This window comes from Neisseriaceae bacterium CLB008 (genome assembly GCA_041228285.1).
Taxonomy (GTDB): domain Bacteria; phylum Pseudomonadota; class Gammaproteobacteria; order Burkholderiales; family Neisseriaceae; genus JAGNPU01.
Window position 1 is genome coordinate 3,161,298 of sequence record CP166133.1, and the last position, 19,775, is coordinate 3,181,072.

The window sequence follows — 19,775 nt, forward strand, 5'->3', positions numbered from 1 at the left end:
CTTTTTTTTCTTTTGAGCTATGATGAAACCGAAAAAATCTTCTTTTAAGGGCAAGGCCGTGTATGAGTTTTTAAGCTCAATGCGCTTTGCCGTGGCTTTGCTGACCGTTTTGGGCATTGCGTCTGTAGTGGGCACGGTGTTACAGCAGGCCCAAGCCATGACCGATTATGCCTTTAAGTTTGGCCCATTTTGGTATGAAATTTTTAAATTTTTAGGCCTATACGATGTGTATGCGTCGGCATGGTTTGTGTTGATCATGCTGTTCTTGGTGATTTCCACCACGCTGTGTTTGATTCGTAATACGCCTCCCTTTCTGAAGGACATGCGCTCTTATCGGATTAAGGCGACCGAAAAATCGCTGAAAGCGATGAAGCATTCGGTGGTGTTGAACGAGGCTCTTGATCCCGCAGTTGCCAAGCAGTATTTAGAGGTGCAGGGATTTAGCTACAAAGAAAAAGTGCAGGACAACGGCGACATTCTGGTGGCCGCTAAAAAGGGCAGTGCCAGTAAACTTGGCTACATTTTTGCCCATGCCGCACTGGTGGTGATTTGTTTGGGCGGCCTGATCGACAGTAATATGTTGTTAAAAATAAACATGTTAACTGGACGTTTGGTTCCCGATCCGACCACGCTTTTGGCCAGTGAATTTAAGCCTGAAAGCCGTATTGGGCCTGATGCCTTGTCGTTTCGTGGCGACGTGATGTTGCCTGAAGGCGGCAGCGCCAACGTGGTGTTTTTAAATGCCGACAAAGGCTATTTTGTACAAGAGCTGCCGTTTACGGTTAAGCTGAAAGAATTCCACGTCGACTATTATAATACCGGCATGCCGAAAAACTTTGCCAGCGACATTGAGGTGACCGAAACCGAAAGCGGTAAAAAGCATGAGGCCACGATTCGCGTGAACCATCCTTTAACCGTGCAAGGCATCACCATCTATCAGTCTAGCTTCGGCGATGGCGGCTCGAAGCTGAATTTCAGAACTTGGGATTTAAGCCAGCCCGCATTGGCGCCCGCGGTGATGAATGCCACCTCGATGAATGCCTTTCCGCTGACCTTAGGCGACCAAAAATACACCATTGAGTTTGCTGAATTCAGCATGATCAACGTGGAAGACTTTGATCAAAAAGATCCGAAAGCGCGTACTTTGAATGAGAAAATCAAAGACGTTCGGGCGGTGACCAAAGAAAAAACCATGAGCAATATCGGCCCGAGCATCACCTATAAAATCCGTGATGCCGCAGGCCAAGCGCAAGAGTATATGCAGTACATGCTGCCGATTACGCAAGAAGGCGTGGATTACTTTGTGTTGGGCGAGCGCACGGTGGTGAGCGAGCCGTATAACTGGATGCGCATCCCTGCCGACCGCGACGGCAGCATTGATACCTTCATGAATTTCCGTAAGAGCTTGGCCGATCCCGCCCAGCTCAATGCCGCGATTGAGCGTGCCACGGCTAAAGTAGAGCCACGCATGCGGCCACAGTTTATCTTGGCGGTGAAAAACGTGATGCGTTTATTCGTCGAGAACAAAGGCTATTTAGGCATCGATGAATTCGTGAAAGCCAATATTCCGCCTGAGCAGCAGCAAGACATGGGCGCGCTGTTCGTGAGCATTTTACACGGCGTGGGCGCTGATTTACTGGACGTGTCTATGGCCGCCAATGGCCAAGAAGCCTGGCCTAACGATGCCAGCCGTGGCCAGTTTGTGGTGAATGCGCTTGTGGCCTTAACGGCGCTGCAAGAAATTAAATCACCGGTGTACATGCATTTAGAAAACTTTGAGCAATTACAATCGTCAGGCTTACAGTTGGCCCGCTCTCCTGGCCAAACGTGGGTATACGTCGGTTCGGTATTGCTGATTTTAGGCACCATCTTTATGTTCTATATGCGCGAAAAACGCCTATGGCTCTGGTTTGGCAAAGATGGCGTCCGTATGGCCATGAGCGCGACACGCCATGCCCGTGATTTAGATAAAGAATGTCCGGAACACGCAGAAAAACTAAACCAATTGGCTAAGGATTTAAACCATGACCAAGCAAAATAATAAACCACAGGCCCACTCACTGCTTACCAAAAAATCGTTATTGGGTTCGTTAAGCTGGTTTGACTGGGTGTTTGCCGCCCTCATCATCGGCGCAGCTTTATTCGCGCAAAAAGTCATTGCCCATCACATGGACGTGTATGAGGTAGCGATTTTATGGGGCAGCACCGTCGGCATCATCCTACTGGGCTGGTTCGATAAGCCGCTGCGTCTATTTACCGTGATTTGCGGCCTAGCGGCCTACTTGGGGGTGTATTCCTACCAAGGGGCGATGGCCAATGGCGAAAGCAATTTCTTCTTGCAGTATTTAGTGTCTAGCCAAGCCGCCATTATGTGGCAGGCGGCGCTGACGTTCTTAGCCTTTGGCTGCTACGTAGTGGGCCTGTTTGTGGGCCGCCCTAAGGCGGGTGAACAAGCATCGGGCAACGTCTTGTTGAGCATGGGTAGCGGTATGGCTTGGGCCGCTGCTGCCATGGGCATGATCGGCCTATTGGTGCGCTGGCATGAAAGTTATTTACTGCGTCCGGACGCCGGCCACATTCCGGTGTCTAACCTGTATGAAGTGTTTGTGCTGTTCATGGTGATCACGGCCTTAATGTACCTTTACTATGAAGGTAAGTTTAAGGTGCAACGCTTGGGCGCCTTTGTTTACCTATTCATGTCGGTGACCATGTGTTTTGTATTGTGGTACAGCTTTGAAAAAGACGCTCATGAGATTCAACCCTTGATTCCAGCCTTGCAGTCGTGGTGGATGAAGATTCACGTGCCGGCTAACTTTGTGGGCTATGGCGCCTTCTGTATCGCCGCCATGTTGGGGATTGCCGAACTGTTGGTATTGAACAATAAAGGCCGTGGCCTGCTGCCTGCGGCTGAGATCATCGATGAAGTGATGTATAAAGTCATCGCCGTGGGCTTCTTGTTTTTTACCATTGCCACCGTTTTAGGCGCGCTGTGGGCTGCTGATGCTTGGGGCCGCTACTGGAGCTGGGACCCGAAAGAAACCTGGGCTTTAATCGTGTGGTTGAACTACGCGGTTTGGTTGCACCTGCGTTTGGTGGCGGGCTGGCGTGGCCGTATTCTGGCTTGGTGGGCGATCATTGGCTTATTCATTACTGCCTTTGCCTTCATCGGGGTGAATATTTTCCTATCGGGCCTGCACTCATACGGCACGCTGTAGTAAATTCGCCATAAACGCATGACAAATTTGTCATTTTTGAATAAATCATGATAATATTTGGCTTTCTTTTAAGAGTATTTGTATAACACATGGACGACGACCCTGGACCCCGAACGAGGACTATTTGGCTGCAACACACTGCGCTGACGGCGCATTGTGCCTGTGTTATGTAACAAATTTTAGGCAACCTGAATCATTTCAGGTTGCCTTTGTTCGTTTTTTTAACATGATTTTTCAAAAAAGGTGAAAACGCATAATCATGGATATTGATTTAAGTTGGGTCATGGACCCCCGCATTTTGGTGGGGTTTGTGACGCTATTGGTATTAGAAATTGTTTTGGGCATCGACAACTTGGTGTTCGTGGCCATCTTGGCCAATAAGGTGCGCCCGGAGCTCAGAGACCGTGCCCGTATCATGGGCTTAAGCATGGCCATCGTGATCCGTGTGATCATGCTGGGCTTTGTGTCTTACATCATCACCCTGACCAATCCGCTCTTTCACGTCGGTGATTTTGCCGTCTCGGTGAAAGACTTGATCATGATGGTCGGCGGTTTGTTCTTGCTGTATAAGGCCACGATGGAGCTACACGAGCGCCTCGAAGGCCACAACAGTCACGCCCAAACCAAAGAAACCAGAGTGTATTCGGCCTTTGGCGCCGTGGTGGTGCAAATCTTGGTGCTAGACGCCGTGTTCTCCATCGACTCGGTGATCACCGCCGTCGCCATGGTCGACCACATCACCGTGGCCATGCTGGCTGTTGCGGTGGCGATGGCCATCATGATCTGGGCCAGTAAGCCCTTAACCGCCTTCGTGGACCGCCACCCGACCGTGGTGATGCTGTGCTTGGGCTTCCTATTGATGATTGGTTTTAGCCTGATTGTGGAAGGCCTGCACTACCACATTCCGAAAGAATACCTATACGTGGCGATTGGTTTCTCGATCTTGATCGAAGTGTTTAACCAAATTGCCCAGAAAAACAGCAAGAAAAACCTCTACACCAGTCGTTCGTGGCGCCATCGTTTGGCCGATAACGTACTGGGCGCGATGGGGGTACGCGATCAGCTGTTGGCGAAAGAGCGCATGGCCGATGGCGTGATTGACGATGGCCACTTCGACGAAAACGAACGCAGCATGATTCGCAGCGTGCTGACCTTGGCCGAGCGCCCTATTTTGGGGATGATGACGCCGCGCCGCGACATTGAACGTTTGGATATTTCGCAGACCAAAGAGCAGCAAATCCGCCAATTGAAGATCACCCCGTTCTCACGATTAGTGGTAGTGGGCAAGGCCGGTATTGATGAAGCGCTGGGCTATGTGAATAAAAAAGACTTGCTGACCCAGTATTTGACCGATGGCCAGATGAACATCAATGAAGCCATCCGCAAGCCGTTGATTTTGCTGGAAAACACTACGGCGTTAAGAGCCATGGAACAATTCCGTGGTCAAACCGCTGACCTGGCGTTTGTGGTCGATGAATTCGGGACCATCTTAGGCCTGGTGACCATGAAAGACTTATTGGAAACCATCGCCGGTGACTTCCCTGAAGAATACGAAAGCGAAGAGGGCCCAAGTATTCAGGCCAACGGCGACGAAAGCTTTACCGTTGACGGTAGCTTAGAGTATTCGGCGCTCGAGCAGCAGTTAGGCTTAGCCGTCTTGGAAGAAGACGTGGACTACCACACCGTGGCGGGCTTGGTGATGGAAGAGCTACAGCGCATTCCTAAGGTGGGCGACTGCGTCGACTATCAGGACTGGCGTTTTGAAGTGATTGAAATGGCGAACCAGCGTATTGAGCGGGTGAAGATTTATGCCATCCCTTACGATGAGGCGTAAGCCTCTAGTCTGAAAAAGCCAGCCTTAGGGCTGGCTTTTTTTGTAAAGCCCGATCATGGCGGCTGCTTTACGCTGCTGTGGGCCATTAAAAAACCGACCCTTGCGGATCGGCCCTGGCTGTAGTCGCGCGGACTAGCCTTGGTAGTCGCTTTTTAAGATGCCGTAGATGTGCGGTGAATACACCTTGCCCATCAAGGCCTCGCCTTGGCGCAACACGCCTTCTAGCTGCATGCCCAGCTTGGTCATGACCTTACCTGAGCTTTGGTTGTCTTCGTGGTGAACGGCCATCACCTTGTCCATGCCCATGTGGTTAAAGCCTAAGGCGATCAGCGCTGCTGCGGTTTCGGTAGCGTAGCCCTTACCCCAATAGTCTTGATGAATGATGTAGCCAATTTCCGCCACGCCATTGCCTTTGATGCGGATGTCGCAGGTGCCGATTAATGTGTCGGTCCCTTTGAGCTGAATGCCAAATTTACCCAAAGGCACGGCCATGAAAAAGTTGGCGATATTGCTTTTGGTGTCGTCTAAGCTGGTGTGGCGCGGCCACGGCATGTGTTGGGTGGTGGTTTCGTTGGAGGCGTAGGCGTACATGTCCTCAGCGTCGGCCAGCGTCACTGGTCTTAAGATCAACCGTTCGGTTTCCATGCGTTGGTGTACGGCCAAGGCCAAGTGTTGTTGCATTGCGTCCATAGTGCTCATCCTGTCTAAATTGGCGTTGATTTTAACACGTTACGCCCCGCCTTCGTAAGCATAAAAAAGCCCACTGCTGCGGCAGTGGGCTAGGGCTAAACCTGCTTTAGGCGTGGCTTGATTCCATCAATGAGGCATTGCCGCCGATGGCGGTGAGGTTGATGGAACGGGTGCGTTCGGTGATGAAACGCAGGCAGTAGGTGCTTTCTGCCACAGTCGAGAGCGTGGCATAGTCGGTCTCGGCCACTAGCTGGGTCAGGGCACCGTCTTGCTGGGCCAGCTGATTGAGCCAGTCGTGGGCGGCTTGAGCATGGCCGGCGTAGGCAAAGCCCGCCAAGAGCGGATGGGTGATCAGCTCGGCCAAGTCGGCCACCTGGGCCACTTGTACCACATCGCGGGGGCAACCTGCCTGCGCCAAGGCTTGCGCCATGGCGTTGGCGCCCGGGGTTTGGCCTTCAGGCAAAGCCAACACCACGGTGTTGCCGGCCAGTAAGGCAGCGCTTAAGGCGGCTACGGTGGCGCTTAAAGGGGCATCGGCTTCGGCGTGGACGATGAAGACGCCACGGCCGCTACAGTAGAGCTCGTTCAGCTCGCCCGTTGGCCCTGGCATCATCTGTACCTTGGCGATGTGTTCAGCCGCACACTGGCGTTGGAAGGCGACCATGTGTTGCGCCGCATTGTCGTTTAGGTTTTGGGCCCAGCGGGCCACGATGGCGTCGCGTTGGGCGAAGCCTAAAGCATTCCATGCTTCCCACTGTTGCAGGCCATGGTTGATCAAATTACTGGTGTTCATTGAGAGTCCTTTGTCCTGAGGGGCTTACGCCACCACTTCGTGGGTAAAGCGCAACAAATAGCGTGGGCCGCCGGCTTTAGGGCCGGTACCTGATAGGCCTTGGCCGCCAAACGGCTGTACGCCGACAACGGCGCCTACTTGGTCGCGGTTGATGTAGCTGTTGCCCACGCGCGCCCGCGCATCAATGTGCTGGTAGGTGTGTTCGTTGCGGCTGTGTACCCCAAGCGTGAGGCCATAACCGGTTTGGTTAATCGCGTTGATGACTTGGTCTAAGTCGGCGGCGCGGTAGCGGATGATGTGCAAGATGGGGCCAAACTGCTCTTCCACCAGCTCATTCATGTGCTTGATCTCAAACGCGGTCGGGGCCACGAAGGTGCCTTGTTGGCACGCATCAGGCAAGCGGGTTTGGGCGATCAGCTTGGCTGATTGGCTCATTTTGGCAATGTGCGCTTGCAGTTTGTCTTGCGCCGTTTTGTCGATTACCGGGCCAACGTCGGTGCTGTGGTCGACCGGGTTGCCGACTTTAAGCTCGGCCATAGAGCCTTTGATTAAGGTAATCATGCGTTCGGCCACGTCTTCTTGCACATACAGTACGCGTAGCGCCGAGCAGCGTTGGCCAGCAGAGGCGAAGGAAGAGCGCACTACGTCGCGCACCACTTGCTCTGGCAGCGCCGTGCTGTCGACGATCATGGCGTTTTGGCCACCGGTTTCGGCGATCAATGGGCGCACTACGTCGGTGTTACTGGCGGCTAGGGCGCGGTTAATGTGTTGAGCGGTTTGGGTGGAGCCAGTGAAGACCACGCCAGCAATGTCGGCGCTTGAAGTCAGTACGGCACCCACGGTTTTACCTGTGCCCAATACTAAGTGAACGGCCGCAGTGGGCACGCCCGCTTCATGTAAGAGGCCGATGGCACGATGGGCAATCAACGAAGTTTGTTCCGCCGGTTTGGCCACCACGGTGTTACCCGCAGCTAGGGCAGCGGTGATTTGGCCTAGGAAAATCGCCAAAGGGAAGTTCCACGGGCTGATGCACACCATAACGCCACGGCCTTCACGGCGTTTTTGAATGCTTTGGCCTAGGTGGTTAACGACGGCGTAAGGCTGGCTGAAGTTGTCGCTGGCCTGTTGCGCGTAGTAGCGGCAAAAGTCGATGGCTTCGCGGATTTCATCAATACAGTCTTGAATGGTTTTACCCGCTTCGCGGTGACACAAGGCAATGAATTCAGCGTAATGGGTTTCGATCAGGTCGGCAAAGCGCAAAATGGCGGCAGCGCGGTCGCTGGCCGGCGTGTCACGCCAGCTTGGGAAGGCCGCTTGGGCTGCCGTAAGGGCTGCCTGTGCCTCTTCGGCAGTAGCGAAAATAGCTTGACCCAACACTTCTTGATGATTGTAAGGCGCGCGTACGGCTTGGGTTTCACCGCCGCTGCTGGCCTGACCATTGATCAAAGAAGTGGCTTGCCATTGGTGCTGCAAGAAGGGGGCTAAGGCTGTGGCCATCGGCGTCCAGCTAGAATCGATGTCGATGTTCACGCTCAAAGAGTTTTTACGTTTGGCACCGAAAATGGCTGGCGGCAGCGCGATGCGTGCATTGTGCAGGGTCGGTTGGCCCAACAGAATGTTCACCGGATGCTCAGACAGTTCGGCCACGGGGATGTCGTGGTTGCCCAATTGGTGCACAAATGAGCTGTTGGCGCCGTTTTCTAAAAGGCGACGCACTAAGTAAGGCAATAAGTCTTTGTGGCTGCCGACGGGCGCATAAATGCGCACTGGCTGGCCGTGTTTGGCCATGGCGTGTAGATGCAGCGCGGCGCCCATGCCGTGTAGGCGTTGGAACTCAAAGTCTTTGTGGGCGGCCATTTCGGCGATGGCCGAGATGGTTTGGGCATTGTGGCCGGCAAATTGTGGGTAGAGTAGGCCGCGTACCGGCTCAGACAGCAAGAAGCGCGCGCAGGCTAAGTAGCTGACGTCGGTGGCTTCTTTACGGGTGAACACAGGATAGCTAGGCAGACCACGCTGCTGGCTGATCTTGATTTCGGTGTCCCAGTAGGCGCCTTTTACCAAGCGCAGCGGAATCACGTCGCCTTGGTCGGCGGCCACGGCGGCAAGCCAGGCTAAAACGGGCAGAGCACGTTTAGAGTAAGCTTGAATCACCAGGCCAAATTTGCCCCAACCTTGTACGGCAGGATCGCGATACAGCTTTTCAAACAGCTGTAGCGACAGCTCCAAGCGATCGGCTTCTTCCGCATCAATGGTGATGCCCACGTCGACGCTGCGCGCTTGCTTAAGCAAGGTCAGGACGGTGTTGAACAGCTCGTCTAACACGCGATCGGTGTTGGCGACTTCGTAGCGTGGGTGTAGCGCCGACAGCTTAATCGACACGGTTGGGGTCGGTGATGCGGCGGGGTTGTTAACGATGTCTTGGCCGACGGTTTGGATGGCCTGACGGTAGTCGTTAAAGTATTTTTGCGCGTCGGCAGCGGTTAAGGCCGCTTCGCCCAACATATCGAAAGAATAGGTGCAGTTTTTGGCGCGGTTAGGACGGCCTTTTTTCAAAGCCTCTTCCATGGTGCGGCCCAATACAAACTGGTGGCCCATGATTTTCATCGCTTGCAGCATGGCGTGGCGAATCACAGGTTCGGTCAGTTTGGTGGTGAGCTTGGCCAGCGCCGAGGCAGGCTGTTGCTCTTCGTCGCTGAGTTTCAGCACTTTACCGGTTAAGGCCAAGCCCCAAGAGGCGGTGTTGACCATGGTCGATTGAGATTTTTTTAAGTGCGCTTGCCAGTCGGCCACGCTTAATTTGTCGTAAATCAGCGCATCGGCCGTGGCCACGTCGGGAATGCGCAGCAGCGCTTCGGCCACGCACATCAACAGCACGCCTTCACGGGTGTCGAGGCTGTATTCCAACAGCAGCGCATCAATCAATTGGATGGCGTTTTTGTCGGTACGGGTGGTTTCGATGAGGGCGCGGGTGCGCTGGGTGATCTTGGCCAACTCGGCTTCCGTTGGGGTGGCCAAGGGCAATAATTCGGTTAACCAGCTGTCTTCATCGACGCAGTAAAGTGGGGAAATCTCGTTCCACAGGTCTGACAGCGGTTGTTTAAGAAAATCAGGGCGTAACACATCAATTGCATGAAACATATGACATCCTTTGAGACTGGCTTAATCATTAAGCATAAGTTATATAGGCACTCAAGGCCGATCAAAGTAGTTTATGGCTCTGCTTCCACATCAGTCTTGCCAAAAACCCCGAAAGATTTGTCGAAAAGTACGAAGTGGCGGTGGTTGTGTCTGATTATTTTAAATATTTTGAAGGTGAAACACCATAGTGCCTTGAAAAAGCATGGGTAAACGCACTCTGGTTGGCAAAGCCGGCCATGTGGGCCACTTCGATCAGGCTACGCTGGCCTGCTTCGATGAGGCTTAAGGCCTTGGTTAAGCGTTTGCGTAATACGTATTGGTAGGGCGTTACCCCCGTTTGCTGTTTGAACAGCGCATGAAACTGGCTTTCGCCTAAAAATACGCGCCCTGCCAGCTGGGCCACGCTGATTTTTCGCTCTAGGTGGGCGTCGATGTAGGCATCGATGATGTCCATATTTAAGCGGCTCATCGGCCGCTCAGGGCCTTCATCCGGCAGATGGTGGCGCAGCATGCAAATTAAGGTATCGGTACAGGCTTGGTTGAGCAAGGGGTCGTTGGGGTAGAGCGCAATCTGGTTGGCCAACAGCTGGGTCAGCTGTTGGCTGCTGTGGTTGAGCTGGAAAAACGGATTTTGCTCAAATAAATTCGACACCTGATTCAGCGTTTGCTGTCCCAATGATTCGCTCAGCTGTACGTTCAGGATCAGCATTTTGTTTTGGCCGATGCCTAAAAACTCATGCTCGGCTTCTGAATACACCAAGCATCCTTGCGCCGGCCCGATCAGCCGCTGCTTGCCGGTGACGTCAAAGCGCGACTGCCCAGAAATGCCAATAACCACCTGATGATATTCATGGTGGTGATGGTGGGCGTCATCAGGCAGTGTGATTAACGCAGAAGGTTTCACAGATGCGGTCATTTATGCTGGCGTCAATATGGGTTATTTTTCAATGTTTTGGTTCGGAATCAACTGCTTAACCAAGGCTTATTATCCAATGATTAGCAAAAAAATACCATCCCTATTTAAATCAGGCTTTAATCACGCCAAACACCGATGCAAACCTTCAAGGTTCGCATCGGTGGGAGGAGGGTACGCCTAGTTTAATTGGGCGAGTAGTAGGTGGCGGCGCCAGGGCCAACGGGTAGGCCTAAGAGGAAGACCCAGACGTAGAATAACAGGCTCCAACCAATGAGGAAGGTAATAGAATAAGGCAGCATGGTGGCAATGAGGGTGCCTAGGCCCAGATTTTTCTGGTAGCGAATGGCCACGGCCATGATCATGCCAAAATAGCTCATCATCGGCGTGATGATGTTGGTGACGGAGTCGCCGATTCGGTAGGCGGCTTGAATGACCTCTGGTGCGTAGCCGACCAGCATCAACATGGGCACAAAAATGGGCGCGGTAATGGCCCACTGTGCCGAGGCCGAGCCCAGCATCAGGTTGATGATGGCGCAAATGACGATGAAGGCAAAGAACAAGAAGGGGCCCGTGAGGCCAATATTCTGCAAGAATTCCGCGCCGCCCACGGCAAATACTTGGCCAAAATTGGTCCAATCAAAGAAGGCCACGAATTGAGCCGCAAAAAACACCAACACAATGTAGGTACCCATGGTGCCCATAGTGCTGGACATGGCTTTGATGACGTCGGTGTCTTGACGCATGGTGCCCACGGTGCGGCCATAAACATAGCCTGGCACTGCAAAGAACACAAAAATCAGCGCCACAATCCCCCTTAAGAACGGTGAGCCAGTGATGGTGCCGGTTTCTGGATGACGCAAGATGCCGTTTTCCGGCACGATGGTCAGGGCGAACAGGGCCACGATGACTAGGGCGGCGATGCCGGCGTTGCGTAGACCACGCTTTTCTAGTGGGCTGAGGCGCTCCATATTGGTGCTTAACGGCTCGCTGGCGTCGTCGCTATTGTAGGTGCCCAGCTTAGGCTCTACGACTTTTTCAGTGATGAAAGCGCCCAATAAGGTGATTAAAAAGGTGGAGACGGCCATGAAGTACCAGTTCACTTCAGGGCCAACGGTGTAGGTGGGGTCTAACATTTGGGCCGCGGTTTCGGTGATGCCAGAGAGCAAGGGGTCGACGGTGCCCAATAAAAGGTTGGCGCTGTAGCCGCCAGACACGCCTGCGAAGGCAGCGGCTAGGCCGGCCAAGGGGTGTCGGCCCAGCGAGTGAAACAGCATGGCCGCGAGCGGGATCAACATCACATAGCCTAGTTCGGCTGCGGTGTTGGACATAATGCCGGCAAAGACCACCACAATCGTGACCATACGTTTAGAAGCGCCCATCACCAAACTACGCATGGCGGCAGACAAGAGGCCAGAGTGTTCCGCTAGGGAAACGCCCAATAGGGCGACTAAAACCGTGCCCAGAGGGGCAAAACCGGTGAAGTTTCTGACCATTTCGGTCAGGATGCGCTGCAAGCCTTCGGCATTGAAGAGGCTGACCACGTGGATCATGCCGTCGGCGGCACGGCCAGAAGCGCCCTCGGGACGAGGATCGACCACGGACACACCCAAATAGCCGGCAACGCCAGAGGCCAAGACGATAAATACACAAAATAGGGCAAATAGGGTGACAGGATGAGGCAAGAGGTTGCCTAGCCATTCGACGGTGTCGAGAAAACGGGTGAAGATATTTTTACGTACGCCCGCTTGTGCGGGCGGGGTCGGGACAGGTTTTTGCGCCATATTGATTCCTTTGTTTGATGGTAGGGACACACCCCATTATTTTTATGGTGATGTGCTGAGTGCGGCATGGTAGGCAAAGCTGAAGATGAGGGCAATACATTTTGTCCAAAAAGACCGATTAATGCTGGGTGTCGGCTTTCGGCTCAAGCGTAAAATTTTTGGTTAGGCTTGCGAAGGTACGGTGGTTCTTCAGTTATGGGCGTGAATGCTGGCCCACTGGCGCCATGAAGTAGGGTGAAGAGGTTGCCATAAAATGGCTTAAGTTTAGGGTGTGCTAAACGGCGTGTGTTCCATGTGGGCTGAACGTATACCCGTGTGGCTTGGCGTAAAAAGAGTGCTTTAAAACCCGAACCGCTGGTCTTAAAGCACTGGGGTAAAGCAATCAAGTAACCTTTGATAAAGCGTACTCATATTTTATGACATAAAGGTAAACTAAGAGCAAATCTAAGTCAACACTTTTCATGACTATGGTTTATTTTATGGTTTGGATGCCACAAAAAAAGCCTTGCTGACGCAAGGCTTGGATGGGCGTTGTGGCTTAGGGACGATATTTGGGCAAGGTGCCGTGGGGCAACAGCTGCCACACCTGGCCTTGCTGCTTCATTTTGCCGGCTACTTCTCCGGCTTTATCGCCATAGCCCCAGAAGAAATCTACGCGGATGCCGCCTAGAATGGCTGAACCCGTGTCTTGAGCCATGATGAGGCGATTGAGCGGCTGATAAGTCACGGGATAGGTGGTGGCCAAGAAAATCGGGGCGCCTAGCTCGATGTGGTGGCGATCCACGGCGCCGGAATATTCGTCGGTCAACGGCACGCCTAAGGCGCCGATAGGGCCAGCGTTACCGGCATTAGGCAACACGCGGAAGAAGACAAAGCTGGGGTTGTGGCTCAACACTTCGTTTAGGCGGGTGGGGTTTTGTTGCACCCAGGCTTTAATGCCCTGCATTGAGGTTTGCGCCAAGGGCAGCTCGCCGCGGTCGGCTAAGTAGCGGCCAATGGATTTGTAGGGGTGTTCATTTTTATCGGCAAAGCTCAGGCGCACAAACTTACCGTCTGGCGTTTGCATTCGGCCAGAGCCCTGTACCTGTAAGAAAAACAGCTCCACGGCATCGTTGGCGTAGCCTAAAATCGGCGCTCGGTTGTTTAAAATGCCGGTGTTGATCTGGCCACGGGTGTAGTAAGGCACCAGACGATTGCCTTCAAAGCGGCCTTTAATTGCCTTGGAGCGATCGGTGATCGGGAAGTCGGCTAGATTGGCTTGATATTCACCGCCCGCCACGATTTGGCCACGGGTGTCGCTGACTTTGCGTACGCTGACCTGACCTTGTGCGCGAGCAGCAGGGGTGAGTTCAACCGTGACCATGTCGTTGGGCACGCCGTAAATCGGGAACTTAGCCGTCATGGAGGGGTTGATGGCGCCGTGTAAGACCGGCTCATAATAGCCAGTGACGGTGCCTTTATCTTGCTCTTTGTCGATGACCTTCCACGCCACAAAATACTGTTCGAAAAACTGCTTCACGAGGTTTTGATTATTGGGATCGATGCGATCGGCCACCTGGCAGGTATAGGCCCAGTTTGGCTGCTTTTGTAGGCTTTCACAGCTGCGCTTAAACGATTCTAGGCTTTTGCTGAAGTTTTGCTGTGCCCAGTTGGGCAGTTGGGCGTGGGCAGCCGGTACGTATTTGACCGAGGTGCGAGGGTCGCTTACCTGAGCGGGCAGCTGCTGGGCGGCAGGTGGTGGTGGCAGAGTGCTGCTTTTAGGCGGCGTGGTCGGCGTGGTCGGTTGTTTCACCGCACAGCTGGTTAAAAACGCGATCATACAGGCGGATAAAAGCAGTTTTTTCATGGGCGTTGTTGGGTCTTTCGTTCGGTTAAAAGGGCAAGCAAGGCGAGATCAGGCCATCAGTCTGACCCTCTAAGGTCGGATTAGTTTAACAAAGACGGTGAGATTATGGGATAAGAACCGTGCGCAAATCAGGTAATTTTATTAAACAATTGAATTAAATCGATTTTATTTTTTGTTTCTGATTGGAGCTAGGGTGTGGGTTTAGGCTAAGCCTTTGTTTGTCATCATTTTGTCAATTAGATTGCCTATACTGTCAGCGTCGATCAGACGGTGAGCCAAAAGCCAGCGGCCGCCGTTGGGTGGGTCGTGTCGCTGCCCCACCTGCTTGATTTTGCAGCGATGGCTTGGGTACAGGAAAGGGCACGGCGATGAATTTAGCGATTTTTGACTTAGACCACACCTTATTATTGGGCGATTGCGACATGGCTTGGGCGCGTTTTTTGGTGGCGCAAGGTTTGTATGGCCCTGAGCATTACCAAAAACGGTTGGCCTATTATCAAGACTATCAACAAGGGCGGCTCAATATGCCAGAGTATCTGGCGTTTCAATTGGCCACACTGGCGGCTTTTAGCCCCGAAACCTTATCTAGCCTGCATGAAGCCTATATGGCTGCCGAAATCTTGCCGATGATTTGCCCCACGGCTTTATCGCTGGTAGCGCTGCACCAAAGGGCGCAAGATGTGGTGATGGTGATCACCGCCACCAACACGTTTTTGGCCTGGCCCATTGTGGCCCACTTCGGCATCGATCATTTAATTGGGGTGAATGCTGAACAAGACGCTCAAGGCTATTACACTGGTCGCTATGTTGGTGAGCCCAGCTTTAGCTTAGGGAAGGTAAAGCGGTTGAAGGCGTGGCTGGCCGAGCGCGGTCAGTCGCTGCAGGACTTTGAGCGGGTGTATTTTTACAGCGACTCCCACAATGACTTACCCCTATTGCAGCAGGTGACCCACCCTGTGGTGGTGAACCCTGATGCACGCCTAAATAAGGTGGCCCAACAGCAAGGCTGGCCTATTTTTAGCTTTGGCCATCGCCAAACCCAGACGTCGGCAGCGCGCTTTTAATCTGCGCCGGAAGGAGCATCACATGCAGCCTCATTGGACCCTACCCAAGCTCATCGCCCATCGTGGCGGCGGTCGGCTGGCCCCAGAAAACACCCTCGCCGGCATGCGTGCAGCCGTAGTGCATGGTTTTAGCGCGGTTGAGTTTGACGTCAAGCTGTCGCGTGACGAGGTGCCTTTTGTACTGCACGACGACGATTTAGTGCGCACCACCAATGGCGTGGGTTTGGCTAAAGCGAAGCATTGGTCTGAGCTTGCTGACCTGGATGCCGGCAGTTGGTTTGATGCAGATTTTCGCACCGAGGGCGTGCCCAGCTTAGATCAGGTGGTGGCGTATTGCCTGGCCGAGGGCGTGCAGATGAACATTGAGCTTAAGCCCTGCGCGGGCATGGAACACGCGACTGGCCGTGCCATCGCCAAAAAGGTGGGCGCCCATTGGCACACGCCGGCCTTAAAAGGGCAGCCGCTGCCGCTCTTGTCGTCCTTTTCTACGGCGGCCTTGGCCGCCGCGCAGGCGGCGGCGCCAGAAGTACCGCGCGGCTTGCTGATCGATGTTTGGTCTGAAGACCTGTGGACTTTGCTGCGCGACCTAGGCTGCGTGTCGTTGCACGCTGCCGCAGTATTATGGACGCGTGAACGGGTGAAAGCCGTGCATCAAGCAGGTTTTAAGGCTTTGGCGTGGACGGTTAACGATGTAGCCCAAGCGCAACAGCTGTTGGCTTGGGGTGTGGATGCGGTGGTGACAGATGCATTGGATCAGCGCGGCGCCATGCTGGGCCAGCTGGCGTCGGCCTCAGTTGGAGAGCGTGGCTAGGCGTGTGGCAAAGGCCAAAAACAGCACGCCAACAGCGCTGTTGCCGAGCTTGGCCAAGAGCTTGCGATGGCTGAAAAATTTCGCCAACAGCGCGCCGGCAAAAATCAGTGTGGTCAAATACACAAAGCTGACCACTTCTAAAATGCTAGCCAAAATCAAGAACGACACGCTGGTGTGGGCGTAGTTAAAGTCGATGAACTGCACAAAAAACGACACGTAAAACAGAATCGCCTTTGGGTTGGTCAGGCTGAGGGTCAGGGATTTACGCATGATGCTGTGGCTGGATTCAACCACAGGTGCTGCGCTTTGCTGCGGTTTAAACAGGCTGGCGTAGAGGATTTTCAGGCCTAAAAACAGTAGATACAACGCCCCTAAAAACTTAATGACGGTGAACACCATAGGAGAGGTACGGATCAGCGAAGCGATGCCGATGTAGGCGCAAAAAATCAAGATGGCGTCGCCAATGAATACGCCTAATGCCGCCGTATAGCCGGCTTTGACCCCGTGGCTCACGCCGGTTTTGAGTACATAAATAGAATTAGGCCCTGGTAGGATGATGATGAAAATCACCCCAACTAAATAGGTCCATAGGTTTACTACGCCGTAATCTGCTAACACGCCATTGTCCTTTGTTGAATTCAGCGGTGGGTTGAAGCGGCTCTATTATTAATCTAATTTTTTAAAAGCCAGCGGTGTATTCTAACGCCGAGTTTAAGGTCGGCGCAATGGCTGCGAAGGGCGTTGTGGTACGCCGGGCCCAGCCATAAAAAAACCCCTGCGGTGCAGGGGTGGATGCGATGCCTCAAGACAGGTTTAATGCGCCTCGTCCCAGTTGTGGCCAATACCTACGTCGGCCACTAGGGGAATCGACAGCGTGTCGACGGCGGCCATGAGTTTGGGCAGTTCAACCTTCACCAATGCGACTTCATGTTCCGGCACCTGCAGCACCAGTTCGTCATGCACCTGCATGATTAAGAGGCTGTCTAATTGTTCCGTTTCTAGCCACCCCTGTACCGCAATCATGGCCTTTTTAATCAGATCTGATGCCGTGCCCTGCATCGGCGCGTTAATCGCCGCGCGTTCTGCGCCGGCGCGCATCATGGCTTTGCTGCTGTGGATGTCCGGTAGATAGAGGCGGCGACCAAAGCGGGTTTCTACATAGCCTTTGTCCATGGCGCTGGCCTTGGTGTCGCTCATATAGGCTGCAACGCCTGGGTAGCGGGCAAAGTAGCGGTCGATAAAGTCTTTGGCTTCCATCGGGCTGATCTCTAGCGACTGGGCGAGGCCGTATTGGCCCATGCCGTAAATCAGGCCAAAGTTAATCGTTTTGGCGTAGCGGCGCTGTTCTGACGTGACCTGATCTTGCGCCACGTTGAAGATTTCAGCCGCGGTGCGGCGGTGAATGTCTTGGCCTTGCTTAAACGCGTCGATCAAGGTGGCGTCTTGCGACAGCTCAGCCATGATGCGCAGCTCAATTTGTGAATAGTCGGCGGAAATGATTTGGTGGCCCGGCAACGCGCGGAAGGCTTGGCGCACGCGGCGGCCTTCTTCTGTACGCACGGGGATGTTCTGTAGGTTAGGGTCGCGGCTGGCCAAGCGGCCGGTGATGGCGACGGCCTGTGAATAAGTGGTGTGTACGCGCCCGGTTTTTGGGTTGATCAGCGTCGGCAGCTTGTCGGTGTAGGTTGATTTCAGCTTGGCCAAGCCACGATATTCAAGGATGAGCTTGGGCAGCGGATAGTCTAGCGCCAGCTTTTCCAACACGCTTTCATTGGTGGAAATGCCGCCCGAGGCCGTTTTTTTCAGGCCTTTAGTGGGGATTTCCAGCTTATCAAATAAGATTTCTTGCAGCTGCTTGGGCGAATTCAGGTTAAACGGCTGGCCCGCAATCTCGTAGGCCTGCTGTTCGAGCTGCAATAGCTTTTGCCCCAGCTCGTGGCTTTGGCGCATCAGGACGTCTTTGTCGATGTAGACGCCGTTTTGCTCCATGGTCAGCAAGACTTGGGCCAAAGGCAATTCCATGTCGTGGTAGAGCGATTTTTGTACGTCGTTCATCTGCGCCACCAGCGCATGATGCAGGCGTAGGGCAAAGTCGGCGTCTTGGCAGGCGTAGTCCATGGCGTCGTCTAGGGCCACGTCGGCAAAGCTCAGCTGCTTCACGCCCTTACCGCACAGGCTTTCATAGGTGATGGTGGTGAGGCCGAGGTGGCGAATGGCCAAATCGTCTAGGTTGTGGGTTAGATGGCTCTCAACCAAATAAGAGGCCAGCATGGCGTCGCCGACAATGCCGTTGAGCTTGAGGTCGTAGTTGGCCAGCACGTGTTGATCGTATTTGAGGTTTTGGCCGATCTTGCCCAGTTTAGGGTTTTCTAGATAGGGCTTGAGCTTGGCCAAGGTCGACGCCAGCGGCAGCTGGTCGGGCACGGCGGTCATGCTGTGACCAAGGGGAATGTACACCGACACGCCCGGTGCGGTGGCGATGCTCATGCCGATCAGCTGCGCTTCTTGGGTGTTCAGGCTGGTGGTTTCGGTGTCAAAGCCGATTTCGATCACGTCGTCGAGCTGACGGCACAAGGCGTCTAGCTGGGCGTCGGTGGTGATGGCGGCATAGTGTAAGGCCACTGGTGCAGGCGGCGTGTAGGCTGCGGGCTGGGTGTCCACGTTGGCCGTCAAGTCTGCTGTAGCGGGCTCGGCGGCGTCACTGGCAAATAAATCAGCGGTTTGGTTGGCCTGAGTAGCAGGAGTGGCAACCTTCTTTTCGGCTTCTTTCAGCCAGGTTCGGAAGCCAAAGGCCTTGTAGTCTTCCACCAGCTGCGACCACTGTGGTTCGGTGGGGCTTAAATCATCCCAACCTTTGGGTAAGGTTTCGTCTAGGGGCACGTCGCATTTAATCGTGATCAATTCATACGATAAGGGCAGGTGGGGGATGGCGGCCTGTAAATGCTCGCCGACCTTGCCCTTAATCTCGGCCGCGTGTTCGATTACGCCTTCTAGCGAGTCATAGGCTTCCAGCCATTTTAACGCCGTCTTCGGGCCGCATTTGTCTACGCCAGGGACGTTGTCGACCTTGTCGCCGATGAGGGTTAAATAGTCGATGATGCGGTTGGGCTTGACCCCAAACTTCGCTACCACGCCGGCTTCATCGAAGGTTTCATTGGTCATGGTGTTGACGATGGTGACATTGTCGCTGACCAGCTGAGCCATGTCTTTGTCGCCGGTGGAAATCACCACCTTAAAGCCGGCTTCGTCGGCCTGACGGGCCAAAGTGCCGATTACGTCGTCGGCTTCAACGCCGGGCAAAACGATGATGGGCCAGCCCGCACGCGCCACCAAATCATGCACTTTGTCTACCTGCAAACGTAAGTCGTCTGGCATAGGTGGGCGGTTGGCCTTATACTCAGGGTACATATCGTTGCGAAACGTTTTGCCTTTGGCGTCAAAGATACAGGCGGCGTAGTCATGCGGCACGTCTTGCTGCAGGCGGCGTAACATGTTCAATACGCCGTAGAGCGCGCCCGTGGGTAAACCATCTGGGCTGCGTAAATCAGGCATGGCATGAAAAGCGCGATATAGGTAAGATGAACCATCCACTAACAGAAGTGTTTTCATAAGTTTAGTCATTTTCATACGCCTGTTTGCTCGATGATGGTCGCAAACAGACTGTGTTATTCGGGTGTGTGAATGACG

Annotated in this window: 13 protein-coding genes; 5 read left to right on the top strand and 8 right to left on the bottom strand. The window is 53.7% G+C overall.

Annotated elements, in window-relative coordinates; all coding sequences use genetic code 11:
• The first annotated feature begins 79 nt into the window (after positions 1 to 79).
• The 3 genes from AB8Q18_14740 to AB8Q18_14750 all read left to right on the top strand — a co-directional run bounded on the left by AB8Q18_14740 (position 80) and on the right by AB8Q18_14750 (position 5,049).
• On the top strand, positions 80 to 2,041 hold the full coding sequence (locus AB8Q18_14740) for a cytochrome c biogenesis protein ResB (protein XDZ52946.1): 1,962 nt from the start codon (positions 80 to 82) through the stop codon (positions 2,039 to 2,041).
• Positions 2,025 to 3,215, top strand: a complete 1,191-nt coding sequence (ccsB, locus tag AB8Q18_14745; GenBank protein ID XDZ51405.1) for a c-type cytochrome biogenesis protein CcsB — start codon at positions 2,025 to 2,027, stop codon at positions 3,213 to 3,215. Before AB8Q18_14740 ends, ccsB begins: the two co-directional genes overlap by 17 nt.
• A gap of 265 nt (positions 3,216 to 3,480) precedes the next feature.
• Positions 3,481 to 5,049, top strand: coding sequence for a TerC family protein (locus tag AB8Q18_14750; GenBank protein XDZ52947.1), 1,569 nt, complete (start codon positions 3,481 to 3,483; stop codon positions 5,047 to 5,049).
• Between the two features lie 132 nt (positions 5,050 to 5,181).
• On the opposite strand, the gene AB8Q18_14755 is transcribed toward AB8Q18_14750, so the two are convergent.
• The 6 genes from AB8Q18_14755 to AB8Q18_14780 form a co-directional block, all read right to left on the bottom strand.
• The gene (locus AB8Q18_14755; protein XDZ51406.1) at positions 5,182 to 5,739 is read right to left on the bottom strand and encodes a GNAT family N-acetyltransferase; all 558 of its coding nucleotides are present in this window, start codon (positions 5,737 to 5,739) and stop codon (positions 5,182 to 5,184) included.
• Positions 5,740 to 5,845: 106 nt separating this feature from the next.
• Positions 5,846 to 6,532, bottom strand: a complete 687-nt coding sequence (locus AB8Q18_14760) for an aldehyde dehydrogenase family protein (protein XDZ51407.1) — start codon at positions 6,530 to 6,532, stop codon at positions 5,846 to 5,848.
• A gap of 24 nt (positions 6,533 to 6,556) precedes the next feature.
• Positions 6,557 to 9,670, bottom strand: coding sequence for a bifunctional proline dehydrogenase/L-glutamate gamma-semialdehyde dehydrogenase PutA (putA, locus tag AB8Q18_14765; protein ID XDZ51408.1), 3,114 nt, complete (start codon positions 9,668 to 9,670; stop codon positions 6,557 to 6,559).
• A 154-nt stretch (positions 9,671 to 9,824) separates the two neighbouring features.
• Positions 9,825 to 10,574, bottom strand: coding sequence for an AraC family transcriptional regulator (locus AB8Q18_14770; GenBank protein ID XDZ51409.1), 750 nt, complete (start codon positions 10,572 to 10,574; stop codon positions 9,825 to 9,827).
• A 194-nt stretch (positions 10,575 to 10,768) separates the two neighbouring features.
• Entirely contained in the window at positions 10,769 to 12,367 is a 1,599-nt protein-coding gene (locus tag AB8Q18_14775; protein XDZ51410.1) for an AbgT family transporter, read from the bottom strand.
• Positions 12,368 to 12,905: 538 nt separating this feature from the next.
• Positions 12,906 to 14,213, bottom strand: coding sequence for a murein transglycosylase A (locus AB8Q18_14780; protein ID XDZ51411.1), 1,308 nt, complete (start codon positions 14,211 to 14,213; stop codon positions 12,906 to 12,908).
• Between the two features lie 368 nt (positions 14,214 to 14,581).
• Between AB8Q18_14780 and AB8Q18_14785 the strand changes: the two genes are divergently transcribed.
• On the top strand, positions 14,582 to 15,277 hold the full coding sequence (locus AB8Q18_14785; protein XDZ51412.1) for an HAD family hydrolase: 696 nt from the start codon (positions 14,582 to 14,584) through the stop codon (positions 15,275 to 15,277).
• Positions 15,278 to 15,299: 22 nt separating this feature from the next.
• On the top strand, positions 15,300 to 16,088 hold the full coding sequence (gene ugpQ / locus AB8Q18_14790) for a glycerophosphodiester phosphodiesterase (protein XDZ51413.1): 789 nt from the start codon (positions 15,300 to 15,302) through the stop codon (positions 16,086 to 16,088).
• Here the strand turns inward: ugpQ and leuE are convergent.
• Together leuE and polA are read right to left on the bottom strand one after the other, a co-directional pair.
• A complete protein-coding gene (gene leuE, locus AB8Q18_14795; protein ID XDZ51414.1) occupies positions 16,068 to 16,706 on the bottom strand; it encodes a leucine efflux protein LeuE in 639 nt (212 codons plus the stop codon). The genes ugpQ and leuE overlap by 21 nt on opposite strands.
• A 195-nt stretch (positions 16,707 to 16,901) precedes the next feature.
• Positions 16,902 to 19,709 (bottom strand): DNA polymerase I, encoded by a 2,808-nt coding sequence (polA, locus tag AB8Q18_14800; GenBank protein XDZ51415.1) that lies wholly within the window; start codon positions 19,707 to 19,709, stop codon positions 16,902 to 16,904.
• Between the last annotated feature and the right edge of the window lie 66 nt (positions 19,710 to 19,775).

Bases quoted from the DNA above. Each gene is read 5' to 3' on its own strand.
- AB8Q18_14785 (XDZ51412.1), top strand. From the start codon at position 14,582: ATGAATTTAGCGATTTTTGACTTAGACCACACCTTATTATTGGGCGAT.
- AB8Q18_14755 (XDZ51406.1), bottom strand. From the start codon at position 5,739: ATGGACGCAATGCAACAACACTTGGCCTTGGCCGTACACCAACGCATG.
- ccsB (XDZ51405.1), top strand. From the start codon at position 2,025: ATGACCAAGCAAAATAATAAACCACAGGCCCACTCACTGCTTACCAAA.
- putA (XDZ51408.1), bottom strand. From the start codon at position 9,670: ATGTTTCATGCAATTGATGTGTTACGCCCTGATTTTCTTAAACAACCG.
- AB8Q18_14760 (XDZ51407.1), bottom strand. From the start codon at position 6,532: ATGAACACCAGTAATTTGATCAACCATGGCCTGCAACAGTGGGAAGCA.
- ugpQ (XDZ51413.1), top strand. From the start codon at position 15,300: ATGCAGCCTCATTGGACCCTACCCAAGCTCATCGCCCATCGTGGCGGC.
- AB8Q18_14780 (XDZ51411.1), bottom strand. From the start codon at position 14,213: ATGAAAAAACTGCTTTTATCCGCCTGTATGATCGCGTTTTTAACCAGC.
- AB8Q18_14775 (XDZ51410.1), bottom strand. From the start codon at position 12,367: ATGGCGCAAAAACCTGTCCCGACCCCGCCCGCACAAGCGGGCGTACGT.
- polA (XDZ51415.1), bottom strand. From the start codon at position 19,709: ATGACTAAACTTATGAAAACACTTCTGTTAGTGGATGGTTCATCTTAC.
- AB8Q18_14740 (XDZ52946.1), top strand. From the start codon at position 80: ATGCGCTTTGCCGTGGCTTTGCTGACCGTTTTGGGCATTGCGTCTGTA.